General features: G+C 52.1%; 16 protein-coding genes. 8 read left to right on the forward strand and 8 right to left on the reverse strand.

The features are described from left to right. Nucleotides 1-128 precede the first annotated feature (128 nt). The 3 genes from R9X49_RS07580 to R9X49_RS07590 all read right to left on the reverse strand — a co-directional run bounded on the left by R9X49_RS07580 (nt 129) and on the right by R9X49_RS07590 (nt 2,306). Nucleotides 129-356: a hypothetical protein gene (locus tag R9X49_RS07580; protein ID WP_319847811.1), complete on the reverse strand. Its 228-nt coding sequence runs from the start codon at nt 354-356 to the stop codon at nt 129-131. A 180-nt stretch (nt 357-536) separates the two neighbouring features. After that, on the reverse strand, nt 537-1,043 hold the full coding sequence (locus tag R9X49_RS07585; RefSeq protein WP_319848607.1) for a ClbS/DfsB family four-helix bundle protein: 507 nt from the start codon (nt 1,041-1,043) through the stop codon (nt 537-539). A gap of 282 nt (nt 1,044-1,325) precedes the next feature. Continuing rightward, complete coding sequence (locus tag R9X49_RS07590) at nt 1,326-2,306, reverse strand: LLM class flavin-dependent oxidoreductase (protein WP_319847812.1); 981 nt, start codon at nt 2,304-2,306, stop codon at nt 1,326-1,328. Nucleotides 2,307-2,637: 331 nt separating this feature from the next. On the opposite strand from R9X49_RS07590, the gene R9X49_RS07595 reads away from it, so the two are divergent. Then, the gene (locus R9X49_RS07595; protein ID WP_319847813.1) at nt 2,638-3,834 is read left to right on the forward strand and encodes a M20 peptidase aminoacylase family protein; all 1,197 of its coding nucleotides are present in this window, start codon (nt 2,638-2,640) and stop codon (nt 3,832-3,834) included. Nucleotides 3,835-4,015: 181 nt separating this feature from the next. Here R9X49_RS07595 and R9X49_RS07600 read toward each other — a convergent pair whose 3' ends face one another. Next, the gene (locus R9X49_RS07600; RefSeq protein ID WP_319847814.1) at nt 4,016-4,561 is read right to left on the reverse strand and encodes a flavin reductase; all 546 of its coding nucleotides are present in this window, start codon (nt 4,559-4,561) and stop codon (nt 4,016-4,018) included. 319 nt (nt 4,562-4,880) lie between these two features. Between R9X49_RS07600 and R9X49_RS07605 the strand changes: the two genes are divergently transcribed. From R9X49_RS07605 to R9X49_RS07630, 6 genes are all read left to right on the forward strand, one after another. Further along, nucleotides 4,881-6,209 carry an LLM class flavin-dependent oxidoreductase gene (locus R9X49_RS07605; RefSeq protein WP_039319517.1) on the forward strand — a complete coding sequence of 443 codons (1,329 nt, stop codon included), beginning with the start codon at nt 4,881-4,883 and terminating at the stop codon, nt 6,207-6,209. Nucleotides 6,210-6,231: 22 nt separating this feature from the next. Continuing rightward, nucleotides 6,232-7,167: a transporter substrate-binding domain-containing protein gene (locus tag R9X49_RS07610; protein WP_319847815.1), complete on the forward strand. Its 936-nt coding sequence runs from the start codon at nt 6,232-6,234 to the stop codon at nt 7,165-7,167. 73 nt (nt 7,168-7,240) lie between these two features. Then, nucleotides 7,241-8,212 (forward strand): ABC transporter substrate-binding protein, encoded by a 972-nt coding sequence (locus R9X49_RS07615; RefSeq protein ID WP_319847816.1) that lies wholly within the window; start codon nt 7,241-7,243, stop codon nt 8,210-8,212. A gap of 85 nt (nt 8,213-8,297) precedes the next feature. Beyond that, the gene (locus R9X49_RS07620; RefSeq protein WP_319847817.1) at nt 8,298-8,852 is read left to right on the forward strand and encodes a GNAT family N-acetyltransferase; all 555 of its coding nucleotides are present in this window, start codon (nt 8,298-8,300) and stop codon (nt 8,850-8,852) included. A gap of 82 nt (nt 8,853-8,934) precedes the next feature. Further along, on the forward strand, nt 8,935-9,879 hold the full coding sequence (locus R9X49_RS07625) for an amino acid ABC transporter permease (protein WP_319847818.1): 945 nt from the start codon (nt 8,935-8,937) through the stop codon (nt 9,877-9,879). Nucleotides 9,880-9,903: 24 nt separating this feature from the next. After that, nucleotides 9,904-10,728 carry an amino acid ABC transporter ATP-binding protein gene (locus R9X49_RS07630; protein WP_319847819.1) on the forward strand — a complete coding sequence of 275 codons (825 nt, stop codon included), beginning with the start codon at nt 9,904-9,906 and terminating at the stop codon, nt 10,726-10,728. Between the two features lie 84 nt (nt 10,729-10,812). Here R9X49_RS07630 and arsC read toward each other — a convergent pair whose 3' ends face one another. The 4 genes from arsC to R9X49_RS07650 form a co-directional block, all read right to left on the reverse strand. Continuing rightward, nucleotides 10,813-11,238, reverse strand: coding sequence for a glutaredoxin-dependent arsenate reductase (arsC, locus tag R9X49_RS07635; protein ID WP_319847820.1), 426 nt, complete (start codon nt 11,236-11,238; stop codon nt 10,813-10,815). A 12-nt stretch (nt 11,239-11,250) separates the two neighbouring features. Continuing rightward, on the reverse strand, nt 11,251-12,540 hold the full coding sequence (locus R9X49_RS07640; RefSeq protein WP_319847821.1) for an arsenic transporter: 1,290 nt from the start codon (nt 12,538-12,540) through the stop codon (nt 11,251-11,253). A gap of 44 nt (nt 12,541-12,584) precedes the next feature. Further along, the gene (locus R9X49_RS07645; RefSeq protein ID WP_319847822.1) at nt 12,585-12,905 is read right to left on the reverse strand and encodes a metalloregulator ArsR/SmtB family transcription factor; all 321 of its coding nucleotides are present in this window, start codon (nt 12,903-12,905) and stop codon (nt 12,585-12,587) included. A 147-nt stretch (nt 12,906-13,052) separates the two neighbouring features. Beyond that, on the reverse strand, nt 13,053-13,502 hold the full coding sequence (locus tag R9X49_RS07650; RefSeq protein ID WP_319847823.1) for a hypothetical protein: 450 nt from the start codon (nt 13,500-13,502) through the stop codon (nt 13,053-13,055). A gap of 327 nt (nt 13,503-13,829) precedes the next feature. Here R9X49_RS07650 and R9X49_RS07655 point away from each other — a divergent pair, with 327 nt between their 5' ends. After that, on the forward strand, nt 13,830-14,225 hold the full coding sequence (locus R9X49_RS07655; RefSeq protein WP_319847824.1) for a hypothetical protein: 396 nt from the start codon (nt 13,830-13,832) through the stop codon (nt 14,223-14,225). Nucleotides 14,226-14,406 lie beyond the last annotated feature (181 nt).

Here is a 14,406-nt window from a genome sequence, read left to right on the forward strand (position 1 = left end):
AGGGTGGGTGAAAATATCCGCAGGAAGGTGTGTTTTGAAAATAATGCGAAAGCAATGAGGGCAACCTACGCACCGAAAACGATCGTTTACAGCACGCGATTGCCCATTTTTATCCGTCTGATACTGTCTTAAACGTAAACGTTAAGCTGGTTATTTTCCGTTGGGCGATTAACCCCATCGGCTATCGGTGGCTTAAAAACCGACGCGCTATTGTCGTACGTCGTCCGGGTTCGGGTAGAAGCATCAGGGTGAGGATAACCAGACAGCTGCGACGAGCGGGAAATGCCCTGAACATGATCAGGTTTGTCCGGCATGGCGTAATATGACACTGGAGAAACAAGGTTGAGACCAATCATTTTTCTTCCCCCTCTTCATCTCATCTGTCAGTAAAACTTATCTTGCTTACTACTGAGTATAGAACAATCAAGCAGGGGGAATATGTAAGGTTTTGTCTGAAAAAACACCGCTAGTGCGCCACTGACGAAGGGAAAGAGAAGACAAATAATCAGCACTATTTTTTATTTATTATCAGATGTTTATTTATTCTTCTCCCACGCACGCAGCCGCCCTGCCGCATTTTTATAAGGTGAGGCGGTGTTGAATTGAATCATCCGACCGCGCGTCCACTTACCGTACCAACATTCACCGTAAAGCTGAGCGTCGGTATAACGTTCAACCAGCGCGATGAGTTCCCGTTTATTCGCGACAAGCAACGCGACCAGTTCAGGCCACTCTGTGATGTGGGCGAAGTCTTGATAGAACTTTTGCGCCAGTAAACCAAGCTGATTCCACTGGTAGCCCGTCTCTGGGAAATCGATGGGATTACCCTGCTCTTCCTGCTGATGCCATTTCAGCACCAGATTGCCCCAGCCCAGCAAATACGCCACCAGATTTGCCGCGCTCATCTGCGTTCCCTGCGCATGTCCTGCCATTTCCAGCGAGAAGGCGCGATCGGCGGGAACGGCCTCGATTCGCTTCATTAACAGCGCAAACTGACTGTTGATTGCCTTGATCAAGGCCTCCTTGCTTTCCGGTACCGCCATCATCTCCCCCGACTATTCTGCTATCCCCGTCATACTTCAAGTTGCATGTGCGTTGGCTGCGTTACTCGCTCCACTTGCGTGGACCTCGCCCCGTTGGGGCCGCTGCAAGCAGCGTTCAAATCTGCCTTTGGCTGATTTGTCAGTCACCCGAATCACTTACCAGTGTAAGCTCATCGGGATTCCCTCACTTGCCGCCTGCCTGAAACTCGAATTATTTAGGGTATATGTACGGAATCAGGTTACTGATCAAACGGCGGCACCGCCTTGTCATCGCTCACGTTTTCAGCGCTGCGCCAGCAGCCGAATCGATGTCTCGCGCTCGCGGGGAGATGTCACGGGCGTGTGGATAATGAACTCATCCACGCCAAAACGCTGATGGTAGCTTTCCAGACGCTGATGGATATGCTCCGGCGTGCCGTAAAGCACATTGCGCGGCTCCTGCACAATGCGGAAATCCGTCGCGCCCGCTTGTCGAACGAAATTGTCGGCCTGTTCCTGGCTGCCTACCGTCAGCGGCGGCTTGTTCTCAATGTAAACCTTATAGTTATGCTGCGTGCTGGCCAGCGCCTCGGCATCCTCATGCCGTTCGGCGGCAATCACCGACAGCGACAGCAGCGTCTGGGCGCTGACTGGCTTCAGTTCCCGATAATTCAGCAGGGATTCCGTCAGCAGCGCTTCACTGGCATTGATGAACCCGGCGAACACAAAACTCCAGCCCAGCGAAGCAGCTAACCGCGCACTCTCCTGACTGGCACCCAACAGAAAGCGCTGTGGCGTATGTTCAGGTAATGGCGTGGCATTCAGACGCTCGGCCGTCTCGTCATGATTGTCGAGAAAGCGGTTTAGCTGATGTAGCTTCTCCGTAAAGGCAACCCTCTGCGTCTCACCGATCTCCTGCTGTAGCGCCCGCGTCGCCAGCGGCAGTCCGCCCGGCGCTTTGCCGATCCCCAAATCCACACGTCCGCCCGCCAGAGCGCTGATCACATGAAAATTCTCTGCAACCTTATACGGGCTGTAGTGCTGTAACATCACCCCGCCGGAACCGATGCGCAGCGTTGTCGTGTGCGCCAGCAGCCAGGTGATTAAGACCTCGGGAGACGATCCCGCCAACTCATCGGAATTATGATGCTCGGAAACCCAAAAGCGGTAATAGCCAAGCGCTTCTGCCACTTTCGCCAGCGACACGGTTTGCGCCAACGCCTGCGCCGCATTCATTCCTTCGGCGATCGGACTTTGATCTAATAAACTGAGCTTATATCCCACGATGTTTCCTTATTTTCAGCGACTATCCGTTAGCGCTATTTATTGCAAGGCTATGCATTTAAAAACCCGTCATTTCAAACGCCGTTTAAATAAAAGGTGCAATAAAATTCGGCCAGTACCAAAGCAGAATAAGAAGGATGTTGCATAATAGTGTGAAATATAAATATCAATAATGGGTTTTGTTAGCAGATATTTTAATAACGGCGACAGGCGGAAAGTCTGAAATATGCCGGGATAAAAAGATATGAAATATAACCAGACGGTATTTATCCATTGAGTGGCTATCAGCTACCTTTATCGTGTTTACGTTTTGTTAAGGAGGTGTATTGATATGGCTGACTCTATCCCCTGTTGTGATACGTCATTCGAGCAACAGTTAATTAACTGGCGACGGCACTTACATCAGTACCCAGAACTGTCCAATCAGGAACACCAAACCACCGCGCACATTACCCGCTGGCTACAAGAGAAAGGTATCCGCCTGTTGCCCCTGACACTCACCACCGGCGTCGTTGCCGAGATCGGTCACGGCATCGGCCCGACGATTGCGCTGCGGGCCGATATTGATGCGCTGCCGATTGAAGAGTTAGTCGATGTGCCGTTTCGCTCTCAGCACGCTGGCGTCATGCATGCCTGCGGACACGATTTCCACACCGCAGTTATGCTCGGTGCCGCCTGTTTGCTGAAAAAACGCGAATCTGTCTTACCGGGTAAAATCAGGCTGTTTTTCCAACCCGCAGAAGAAGTTTCTACCGGTGCCAAACAGCTCATCCGCGCCGGCGCGCTCGCCGATGTCGCCGCCGTTTTCGGCCTGCACAATGCGCCTGAGCTTCCCGCTGGCACCTTCGCGACACGCAGCGGCCCGTTTTATGCCAACGTGGATCGATTCGCTATTCACATTACCGGCAAAGGCGCGCACGCCGCCAAACCCGAACAGGGCATCGACAGCATCGTCACCGCCTGCAATATCGTCAATGCGCTGCAAACACTGCCGAGCCGCAGCTTCAGTTCGCTGGAATCGCTGGTCATCAGCGTCACACGTATTCAGGGCGGTAACACCTGGAACGTCCTGCCGCAAACGGTAGAACTGGAAGGCACGGTACGCACCTATAATGCCGCGATTCGTGCAGAAATACCGGAGCGCATTGAACAGTTAATCGGCGGTATTGCCGTTGCACTGGGTGCAAAAGCGGAACTGAAATGGTATCCAGGCCCGCCTGCGGTCGTGAACACCAGTGAATGGGCCGATTTCAGCAAGCAAATTGCCCGAGACGCGGGCTATCAGGTAGAAAACGCCGAACTGCAAATGAGCGGCGAGGACTTTGCGCTTTATCTTCAGGACGTGCCAGGCACGTTTGTCAGCATTGGTTCAAACAGTGAATTTGGTTTGCACCATCCTCAATTCAACCCAGATGAAAGCGCGATTGCGCCCGCTTCACGCTATTTCGCACAGTTAGCGGAAGCGGCACTGCATCGCCTGCGTACCACAAAGAGCACCGCTCCACAGGCGGTACTGTCTCCATCGTAATGCTTTGTTCTGCAAATAAAATCCCCTCCGCACGATCAATTCGGCGGAGGGGTATTGATTACATTAATCCGATATTAGGAGAGACACGGGGATGAGGTTCCCGCAGGGACGCCTCACCCCGTGGTTGCTCCGGGTATCTCGATCGTCAAACGATCGGGATTAGGTGAGAAAGCGGTATGGGTTAACCCCGAACAGCATGATAACGGCGAGAAAAATACACCAGACCATCCGTACTTTCACCCTGCTTAATCGCTAACACCCGGCAAATAAAAATATCGTGCGTCGCCGCGCTCACCACTTCCTCAACCAGGCAGTCAAACGCCACCAGCGCATCCCGCAACACCGGTGAGCCCGTGTGCAGCACGTCCCACTCCGCCGCCGCAAACCGTTCTTCGGTAGACGAGCGGCTGCCAAACAGCGACGACAGCGCTTCATGATGCGCGGCCAGCGTATTGATGCACAAATGCGTATTCGTCTGAAACGTGGGATACACCGACGACCCGCGATTCAGACACACCAGCAGCGTACCGGGCGTATCGCTGACGCTGGACACGGCGGATGCCGTAAATCCGGCCTTACCTGCCGGGCCATCCGTCGTAACGACATTGACCGCCGCGCTCAGCTTTGCCATCGCATCGCGAAACGCCTGCTGGTCAACGCTGGCAACCGCCGCAGAGAGAGCCGCGTCATTCGCGGTAACGAGTCGTTCAGCAACAAGATCAGACATTACATGCTTCCTTTAAATACGGCGAGAGACACAATCATTAACATTATACTAACAAAATAAGCCGCGTCATCATCTGAAATTTTCGAATTTCATTATCCATTTTTGTTGTTTTACATCATGCCTCGCCTCATCAATAGTGAAAACACGCCATTAACGCCCTATTAACCTTTCATTGAATACGTGAATGCCTATTGATGGCTTGTTAATTGATAGCCGGTTTATTGATGGGCTGTTTTCACTTTCATGGAAGTACGACCAATTAAGAATAAACATATTCAACGAATAACAAGCACATTCAATTAATAAAAGGTTCTTGATAATGAGTAAACAGCAAACATCTTCAAACCGACAATTAAGACTGGGTTTAATATTACAAGGCGCAGCAGGAAATATGTCAGCGTGGCGGCATAAAAACGTCGTACCCGACGCCAGTATTAATTTTGGTTTTGTTCTGGATGCGGTAAAAAAAGCCGAACAAGGGAAATTTGATTTTGTCTTCGTGGCCGACGGCCTGTATATCAACGAGAAATCGATCCCTCACTTTCTCAATCGCTTTGAACCGTTGACGCTGCTGTCCGCACTGGCCACCGTCACTACTCATATTGGCCTGGTCGGTACGCTCTCAACGTCTTACTCCGAACCCTTCACCACGGCTCGGCAGTTTGCCAGCCTCGACCACCTGAGCAACGGCCGCGCAGGCTGGAACGTGGTGACATCACCGCTGGAAGGGTCGGCGAAAAATTTTTCCCGCGCGCAGCACCCGGAACACGCGCTGCGTTACCGCATTGCCGATGAATTCCTTCAGGTGGCGAAAGGCCTGTGGGATTCCTGGGAAGACGATGCCTTTATTCGTGACAAAGCCAGCGGACAGTTCTTCGATCCCGAAAAATTGCACACGTTGAACCATAAAGGGGAATTCTTCTCGGTACAGGGGCCGCTGAATATTGGCCGATCCGCGCAGGGTCGCCCTATTGTGTTTCAGGCGGGCGCATCGGAAGACGGCCAAAAACTGGCCGCCAAGCACGCCGATGCCATCTTCACCCATCAACACACGCTGGAAGAGTCGCAGCGCTATTACCGCGAGGTAAAACAGAAACTAGAAGAAAACGGTCGCCGGGCCGATCAGCTACACGTCTTCCAGGGCGTCAGCGTGATTGTCGGCAACGATGCGGAAGACGTAGAGCGTCAGTATCAGGAAACCGCACAACTGGTCACGATTGAGGACGCCCTCAATTATCTGGGCCGCTACTTTGAGCACTACGATTTCTCACAACATCCGCTGGATGAGCCCTTCCCTGATATCGGCGATTTGGGGAAAAACAGCTTCCGCAGCACCACCGACGAAATCAAGCGCAACGCGCAGGAAAAAGGCTTAACGCTGCGACAGGTCGCGCTGGAAGCAGCGTCACCGCGCCCTGTCTTCAGCGGCACACCCGAACAGGTGGCGGATGGCTTACAGCTCTGGTTTGAAAACGGTGCCGCCGATGGCTTCATCATTCAGGGCGGTACGCCGGATACGCTCAACCACTTTGTCGATCGCGTCGTTCCCCTGCTGCAACAGCGCGGCCTGTTCCGTCAGGAATATCCCGGCTACACGCTGCGGGAAAATCTGGCGCTGGATTACCCGGTGAATCAATTCACGCGCTAATTCGCGCCACAGGAGATTCACCGTGAAGCGTTCCCCTTTTATCACCGTAACAGGTCTGGCGACATTATTGAACGCCACGCTGGTAACCCATGCGCAGGCGCAAGATGCAGGATTCGTTAGCCGTATCGACCTGAAAGCCAATCAAACGCCTATTCGTACTGAGAAAAACGCTGAGGCCATTGCACAGATCCCGGCTCATTTCAAATTCGTGACGCCCGGAAAGCTGACGATTGCCGTCTCGGCGCTCAGTTCACCGCCGCTGTCGCTGTTGGCTGACGATAACAAAACACTTATCGGCAGCGATGCCGATATTGCGCGACTGGTTGCCGACGGTCTCGGGCTAGAGCTGAAGCTGGTGCCCGCCTCCTGGGAAGATTGGCCGCTGGGCATCACTGCGGGGAAATATGACGCCGCCATTTTTAATATCGCCGTGACCAAACTCCGCAAAGAGAAGTTCGACTTTGCCACGTATCGCATTGATACGCTGGGTTTCTACGTGAAATCGACCAGCAAGATTACGTCGATTAACAAGCCGGAGGATGTGGCCGGTCTGAAAGTGATTGTCGGCTCCGGCACCAATCAGGAAAACATTCTGCTGGGCTGGGATCGGCAAAACCGCGCCAGCGGCCTTCCTCCTGTACAGCCAGTCTACGTTACCGATGATGCCGCCGCCAACCTGAGCATTCAGTCCGGGCGCGTCGATGCGTTTTTCGGCCCGCACTCCATCGGGGCGTATAAAGCGGCGCTGACGGGCAAGACACGCATGGTAGGCAAAGGCCCGACGGTCGCTTATGTCGCGGTCACCACGCAGAAAGGTAACGGTCTGGCACAGCCCATCAGCACCACCATCAATGGTGCGATCCACCACGGCAGCTATGCGCAGGTGCTGGATCGCTGGGGTGAAGACGATGAAAAAATCACTCAGTCCGTCGTGAACCCGCCGGGTATCGGCGATTAAGTAACAACAGCACACCATAAAGTGACGGCGTCACGAAAACCATTATAAATAGTCACCTGCAAGGGAAAAACAAATGCAAAAAGATATCGCCTATTCATCCAAGACACACCGTTTACGCCCATCACTGCTGACAAGGCTACTGACGGGATCGCTGCTGTTCGGATCGCTGTCCATGACGACTGGCGCACAGGCGGCTATCGACCTGAAAGCCAATCAGCAGCCGATCCACGCACCGAAGAACGCGGAGGCTATAGCACAAATTCCGGCTGACTTTACCTTCGTCACGCCGGGTAAATTCACCGTGGCAATTGCCGCGCTGGGGTCGTCACCGCCGCTGGCGTTTCTGGCCGACGACAACAAAACCGTGGTGGGCAGCGAACCGGATATCGCCCGACTGGTGGCCGACAGCCTCGGGCTGGAGCTGAACATCGTTCCAACCTCATGGGAAGACTGGCCGCTCGGTGTGTCCTCCGGCAAGTACGACGCCGCCATCATCAACATTACCGTCACTAAAGAACGCAAGGAAAAGTTTGATTTCGCCACCTACCGCGTCGACTCACTCGGCTTCTATGTCAAATCCACCAGTAAGATTCAGTCCATCAAGGAAGCGAAAGACATCGCCGGGCTGAAGATTATTGTCGGCTCCGGCACCAATCAGGAAGCGGTGCTGCTGGCATGGGATAAGCAAAATCGCGCCAACGGCCTGCCCGCCTTTCAGCCGATTTATGTCACGGACGATGCGGCCGCCAATCTGAGCCTGCAATCCGGCCGCTCAGACGCTTATTTCGGCCCCAACGTGATCGGCGCGTACAAAGCAGAGCTAACCGGAAAAGTTAAGCATGTCGGTACGGTCAACGGCGGCTACCCCAACGTCGCGCATATCGCGGTCACCACGCGCAAAGGCAGCGGGCTGGTACAGCCGATTAATACCGCGCTGAACGGCGTGATTAAAAGTGGCGAATACGACCAGGTGCTGAACCGCTGGGGCGAAAGCATCGAACGTATTGACCGTTCAGAAATCAATCCGCCGGGACTGGGCGACTAATACCGCCCGATGGCTATCGGGACGCCACGCTCGACACGCAATGGTTACCGATAGCCCGTATACGCTAACGAATCAGGAGCATCCCATGTCCGACGACATCTTCATTGTGACCCAGCCCGAAGACCCTATCGTGGCACCCATTATCGACGGTCTGTTTGCGGAATATGCACAGCGCTATGGCGACTTTTTTGGTGAGCGGGAAAGCGATCCACCGGGAATCTACCAGCAGCCGCACGGCATTTTTATTGCGCTGCTGCGTCGGGGCGTACCGATTGCCACCGGCGCGTTTAAACGCTACGACAGCACCACTGCCGAAATTAAGCGGGTATGGACGGATCATTCGCTGCGCCGTCAGGGGCTGGCAGGGAAAGTGATGCAGGAGTTGGAGCAGCACGCCCGTCGGTTAGGCTATCAGCACTTTTTCCTGACCACGGGTTTCCGCCAGCCAGAAGCGGTGAACCTCTATCTGAGCCACGGCTATACGCCTCAGTTCGATATCAGCGTTGATCCCGTAACCTACAGTATTCCGCCTTACGATGGACGGCTTCCGTTTAAGAAAGCGCTGTTTGACGTCACAGCGCCTCAGGCTGCCCGCCAAACGGAAGTCGATCTTATCGCTCGCCATTTGAAAGTGTGTTGACCCCAGTACACCGAGACTCACCCTGTGCGGTGATTAAAAGCAAAAGGACGTTTTCCAGAATCACCTTCAAAGGGTATCGATTATGACACAATCTCTACACACCTCTTCTCAGCAAGCGCCGCTGAGCCAGGCACAGGACGCGCCGTTGCGCATCGTGCCGGCGCGCTATCCCTTTCGTTTTGCTGGCGCGCTGTTTTCGCTGTTCATTTTTGCCGGCATAGTTCAGTCAATCGCGCTGAACCCGCGCTGGGAATGGGCAGTCTTTGCCGAGTGGTTTTTCAATCCGGTCATTCTCGCTGGTCTGGGGCAAACGCTGCTATTGACTGCGCTTGGCACATTATTCAGCATTATTTTCGGTACCGCATTGGCGCTGGCCCGACTTTCGCCATCTTATCTGCTTTCCACGCTGTCGTGGCTGTATATCTGGCTGTTCCGCTCGCTGCCGCTGATTCTGGTGCTGATCATTCTGTACAATTTCTCGTATCTCTATGACGAACTGGCGCTGGGAATTCCGTTTACCTCCGTTGTCTTCCTACGCTACCCGACGATCGATTTACTGGATCAATTTTCCGTTGCCGTGCTTGGCCTGACGCTGGTGCAGTCCGCCTATACGGCAGAGATTATTCGCGGCGGGATTCTTGGCGTAGATGCTGGCCAGTTTGAAGCCTCCGCCGCACTCGGCCTGCCCGGCGGTCGCCGGACAGTACGCATCATTCTGCCGCAGGCGCTGCGTTCGATTCTGCCCACCGGTTTCAACGAAATCATCAGTCTGGCAAAAGGTACGTCGATCGTTTACGTGCTGGCGTTGCCGGAGCTGTTTTACACCGTTCAGGTCATCTACAACCGTACGCAGCAGGTTATTCCGCTGCTGATGGTCGCCACCATCTGGTATCTGCTGATCACCACGGTGCTATCCGTCATCCAATATTACGTGGAACGCTATGTGTCCCGCGGTGCCGTGCGTGAAATGCCGCCAACGCCGCGCCAGAGACTCGTCCGTTTCCTGACGCGCAAGCGCGCACGTTAACTCACTCTATTTTGGAGATTCACCATGTCTGAAGCTATCGACTACTTTGCTCACGCGCGCACCGCCGCCCAGCCACAGGCAGAAAACGCCCGCGGGCTGATTGAGATTCGCAACGTGGCGAAACATTTTGGTCAACACAAAGCGCTGGACGATATCAATCTGACGCTGGCGCCCGGTTCCGTCACGGTGATCCTCGGCCCGTCCGGATCGGGGAAATCCACGCTGTTGCGCACCATTAATCACCTTGAACGCGTGGACGAAGGCTTTATCCGTATCGACGGCGACTACATCGGCTATCGGCGCAAAGGGAATACGCTCTATGAGTTGAAAGAAAAGGAAGTACTACGCCAGCGCATCAACGTCGGGTATGTATTCCAGAATTTCAATCTGTTCCCGCACCTTTCCGTGTTGGAAAACATCATTGAAGCCCCGTTGGCGCATAAGCTATATTCGCGCCAGGAAGCCGAAGATATCGCCTTTACTCTGCTGGAAAGCGTCGGCCTGCGCCATAAAGCCCAGTCTTATCCCCGTCACCTGTCTGGCGGCCAGCAGCAGCGCGTCGCCATCGCCCGCGCCCTGGCACTTAAGCCGAAAGTGATGCTGTTTGATGAACCGACGTCCGCGCTCGATCCCGAACTGGTTGGGGAAGTGCTGGACGTGATCAAATCACTCGCCCGCTCCGGCGTGACGCTGGTCGTCGTCACACATGAAATCGGCTTTGCACGTGAAGTGGCCGACCGAGTTGTATTTATGGTGGATGGAAAAATTGTCGAAAGCGGAGATTCCTGGCAGGTGCTGAACCACCCTCGTCACCCGCGGACGATCAACTTTTTGAATAAGGTGCTATAAAGCGGGCATCTGGCGCTCAACACAACCCACTATGCCCCATGGTAAAGGCTGAACACGCATTGAGTCAGAGCGATCCTTCTGACTCTATTTCACCCGTTTCCCCGTGTCATCAGTCACTTTTTCTCCATCTTCTTTTGTGAATGCGCCTTGCTGCGGATTGGGGAGAATATCCAGCACCCGTTCTGATGGACGACATAGCCGGGTTCCTCGTGAGGTAACCACAATCGGACGATTGATCAGGATCGGATAGTGCAACATGAAATCGAGGAGTTGCTCGTCAGTAAAGCGTTCTTCCGCCAGCCCCAATAATGCGTAAGGTTCTACGTTTTGGCGCAACAAGGCACGCACCGTTATTCCCATGTCGCCAATCAGTGTGACTAGTTCATCACGGGAAGGCGGCGTATCAAGATAGTAAATAATTGTGGGTTCTGTGCCGCTGTTACGAATCATCTCGAGTGTATTACGCGAGGTGCCGCAGTCTGGGTTGTGATAAATCGTTATTTTGCTCATATCAATATCTCATTACAACGTGATGGATAGCCGCAGCGCCAGCGCAGCCAACGTGACAAACAGCACAGGCAGCGTCATGACAATCCCAGTGCGGAAATAGTATCCCCAACTGATCGTCATGTTTTTCTGTGATAACACATGTAACCAAAGCAGTGTCGCCAGGCTACCAATGGGGGTGATTTTGGGGCCCAAATCGCAACCAATGACGTTGGCATAAATCATCGCGTCTTTGACAACACCGGATGCCGTGCTGCCGTCGATGGATAAGGCGCCAATCAACACGGTGGGCATATTGTTCATGATTGAGGAAAGTAACGCAGCGATAAAGCCCGTGCCCAGTGTGGCAGTCCACAGCCCTTTCTCCGCAAACAGATTCAGAATGCTGGAAAGGTATTCCGTTAACCCCGCGTTGCGCAGGCCATAGACCACTAAATACATACCGAGTGAGAAGATTACGATCTGCCATGGCGCACCACGCAGTACCTTACCCGTATTGATGGCATGACTTTTTTTTGCCACTGCAAGCAGAATAGCGGCGCCCACGGCCGCAATGGCGCTGACGGGAATACCCAACGGTTCAAGGACGAAGAATCCTGTAAGCAGAAGCACTAAAACAATCCACCCTGCTCTGAACGTTGCCAGGTCTTTAATGGCGCTGGCGGGTGCTTTCAGCCGCGATACATCATAGGTTGCGGGGATATCCTTGCGAAAGAATAAATGCAGCATAACCAGCGTCGCGAGAATCGCTGCGATGTCGACAGGCATCATGACCGAGGCATATTCAGTAAAACCGAGGCTGAAAAAATCGGCAGACACAATATTAACCAAATTAGACACAATGAGCGGCAGACTAGCCGTGTCGGCAATAAATCCGGCAGCCATAACAAACGCCAACGTCGTGCCTTTACTGAAGCCCAGCGCCAATAACATAGCAATCACAATCGGCGTAAGGATGAGCGCCGCGCCATCGTTGGCAAACAACGCAGAAACAGCCGCTCCCAACAAGACAATCAAGGTAAACAGCAGACGCCTGCGCCCGTTTCCCCATCGGGATACGTGCAGTGCCGCCCATTCGAAAAAACCCGATTCATCGAGCAATAGGCTGATAATAATCACCGCAATAAACGTCGCCGTCGCGTTCCAGACGATATCCCAGACAATCGGAATATCACTGAGATGAATAACCCCGCTAAGCAGCGCGAATATTGCACCGATACTGGCACTCCAACCGATACCCAGGCCTCTGGGTTGCCAGATCACAAAGATCAAAGTCAGCAAAAATATTATCCCTGCCAGTAGCATGCCTACCCCATCACATATGTAAAAATGAATGTGTTTCTTTATCTTCAGCATGAAGAAGAAACGGATGTAGCCAGACACAGGCGAACGTCATCACGCAGGCATTGCCATGCGGTATGAATCGTTTCTGCGGCCCAGGCTGGCATGTGTGGAGACAATCGATAATGAATCCATTTCCCTTCTCGGCGATCAAGAACTAAACCTGACTCACGCAATATCGCCATATGACGGGAAATTTTAGGTTGAGACTCCGTGATGGCCGCGCAGATATCACAGACGCACAATTCTCCCGCTTCTCTGAGCAGCAGGATGATGGATAGCCGAGTTTCATCAGAAAGGATTTTGAAGAGTTGTACGGGCTGTAGCATTTTGGGTTCTCTATACACTCAGTTAACACATATGATAAATCATATGTGTTAACTTTAAAACCGCTCAATACAAAATACGATCAGATAAGGCAAAGCAAGAATGACGCAGTGATTTGACAATAGTGGAGCCACTGCGTCCTTACATGATTACTCAAGCGATAATCGTTCAGCATACGGACTGCTATAAACCTGAACCATCACGCTCTTATCGGTATCAAACGTCGCCACCGTCACAACGTCATGAGTGCCAGCCGTTCGCCAGCATTCAGCCTCAACATCGCAACGATCCTGCTTCTCATAACCCATCGACGTCAAATAGGTGTGAACTTTGCCAGTATCGTCAGTGCCATAGAAGTTCACCGTCCATACTTTAGCTTCCGGGCCCGTTACGTTCGAAAAATTGAAGTCATAGCGAGCGGTAATGCGCGGCATGCTTTTCAAAATATCCGGGGTATAGAACGCGTATTCTCTTTTATCGTGCTCGGTATAGTGCACGCTGCTGGCGAAATCCATTTTGATATACGGCCATATCGTACCGATCACAGCAGCAACACCGATGATGCCGATCGCAGCAAAAAACTTCAGCGATTTACTCATCCTTAAGTTTCCTTTTTTTACTGAAGATAAACATCAAATTCATCTTCCTAAGGCTGTATATTAAACGACTTAAGCAAGCATTACATTTAATACAGCATCAGCTTATTGAGAATAAACGACCACAAATACGCCTTAGGAAATTATAAACAACCAACATTCGCCAAGTTATATTGGTGGGAATTAATTGATAGGTTAAAACGTTGACATTATTTCAAACTTTATGGTTTAAGATGGCCGTCGTTTTTCATGGATTGGTTTACTGATTATTATATACATGACAAAGCTGTATTAATTTATCAATAAATAATTTTTTCAGGAGATTTACTCATGCGCAAGACATCCATCAGCATGTTCATGCTGGCTCTTTTTTCCTTCGCCGCAGACGCAGCAACGAGCATAACTATCGATCCTCAGAGGAATTGTGTGAGTGCAGCGATAACGGATACCCTAGCTGGCACGCCAGTAAAATTCACGTTAGAACAAGGAAGGTATGTTTTTTCTCTCGTTTCTAACAGCATGAATTGTGATGGCACGCCTAATAAGTGCATTATCGATAGTGTTCTGTTACAAGGTGGATTTAAAACCACGCGATGGGGAGGCGTCGTCACCAGCACGCCAACGGTTGTAGATACCACGGGGTTGCCGTTTATCGCCTATGTCAGTGATGATAATTGCCATGATAATATCGGCAAGGCAACATTGTTAATAGAAAAAGCAGAATAATTCACTTCCAGTTAACTTAGTTTTTGATTTTGGATTTAATTTTATATTCTGAATAATTCAAAAATCTGGACGACACGTTAACGTTCCGAATAACAAAAACAGTTAGCTCACTAGCAATCCCTCTGCTAAATAAAATCAGGCTGCGTTTCCTCATTATGTAATATTGAGAATATGTAGACGC

The organism is Pectobacterium carotovorum (assembly GCF_033898505.1).
Classification (GTDB): domain Bacteria; phylum Pseudomonadota; class Gammaproteobacteria; order Enterobacterales; family Enterobacteriaceae; genus Pectobacterium; species Pectobacterium carotovorum_J.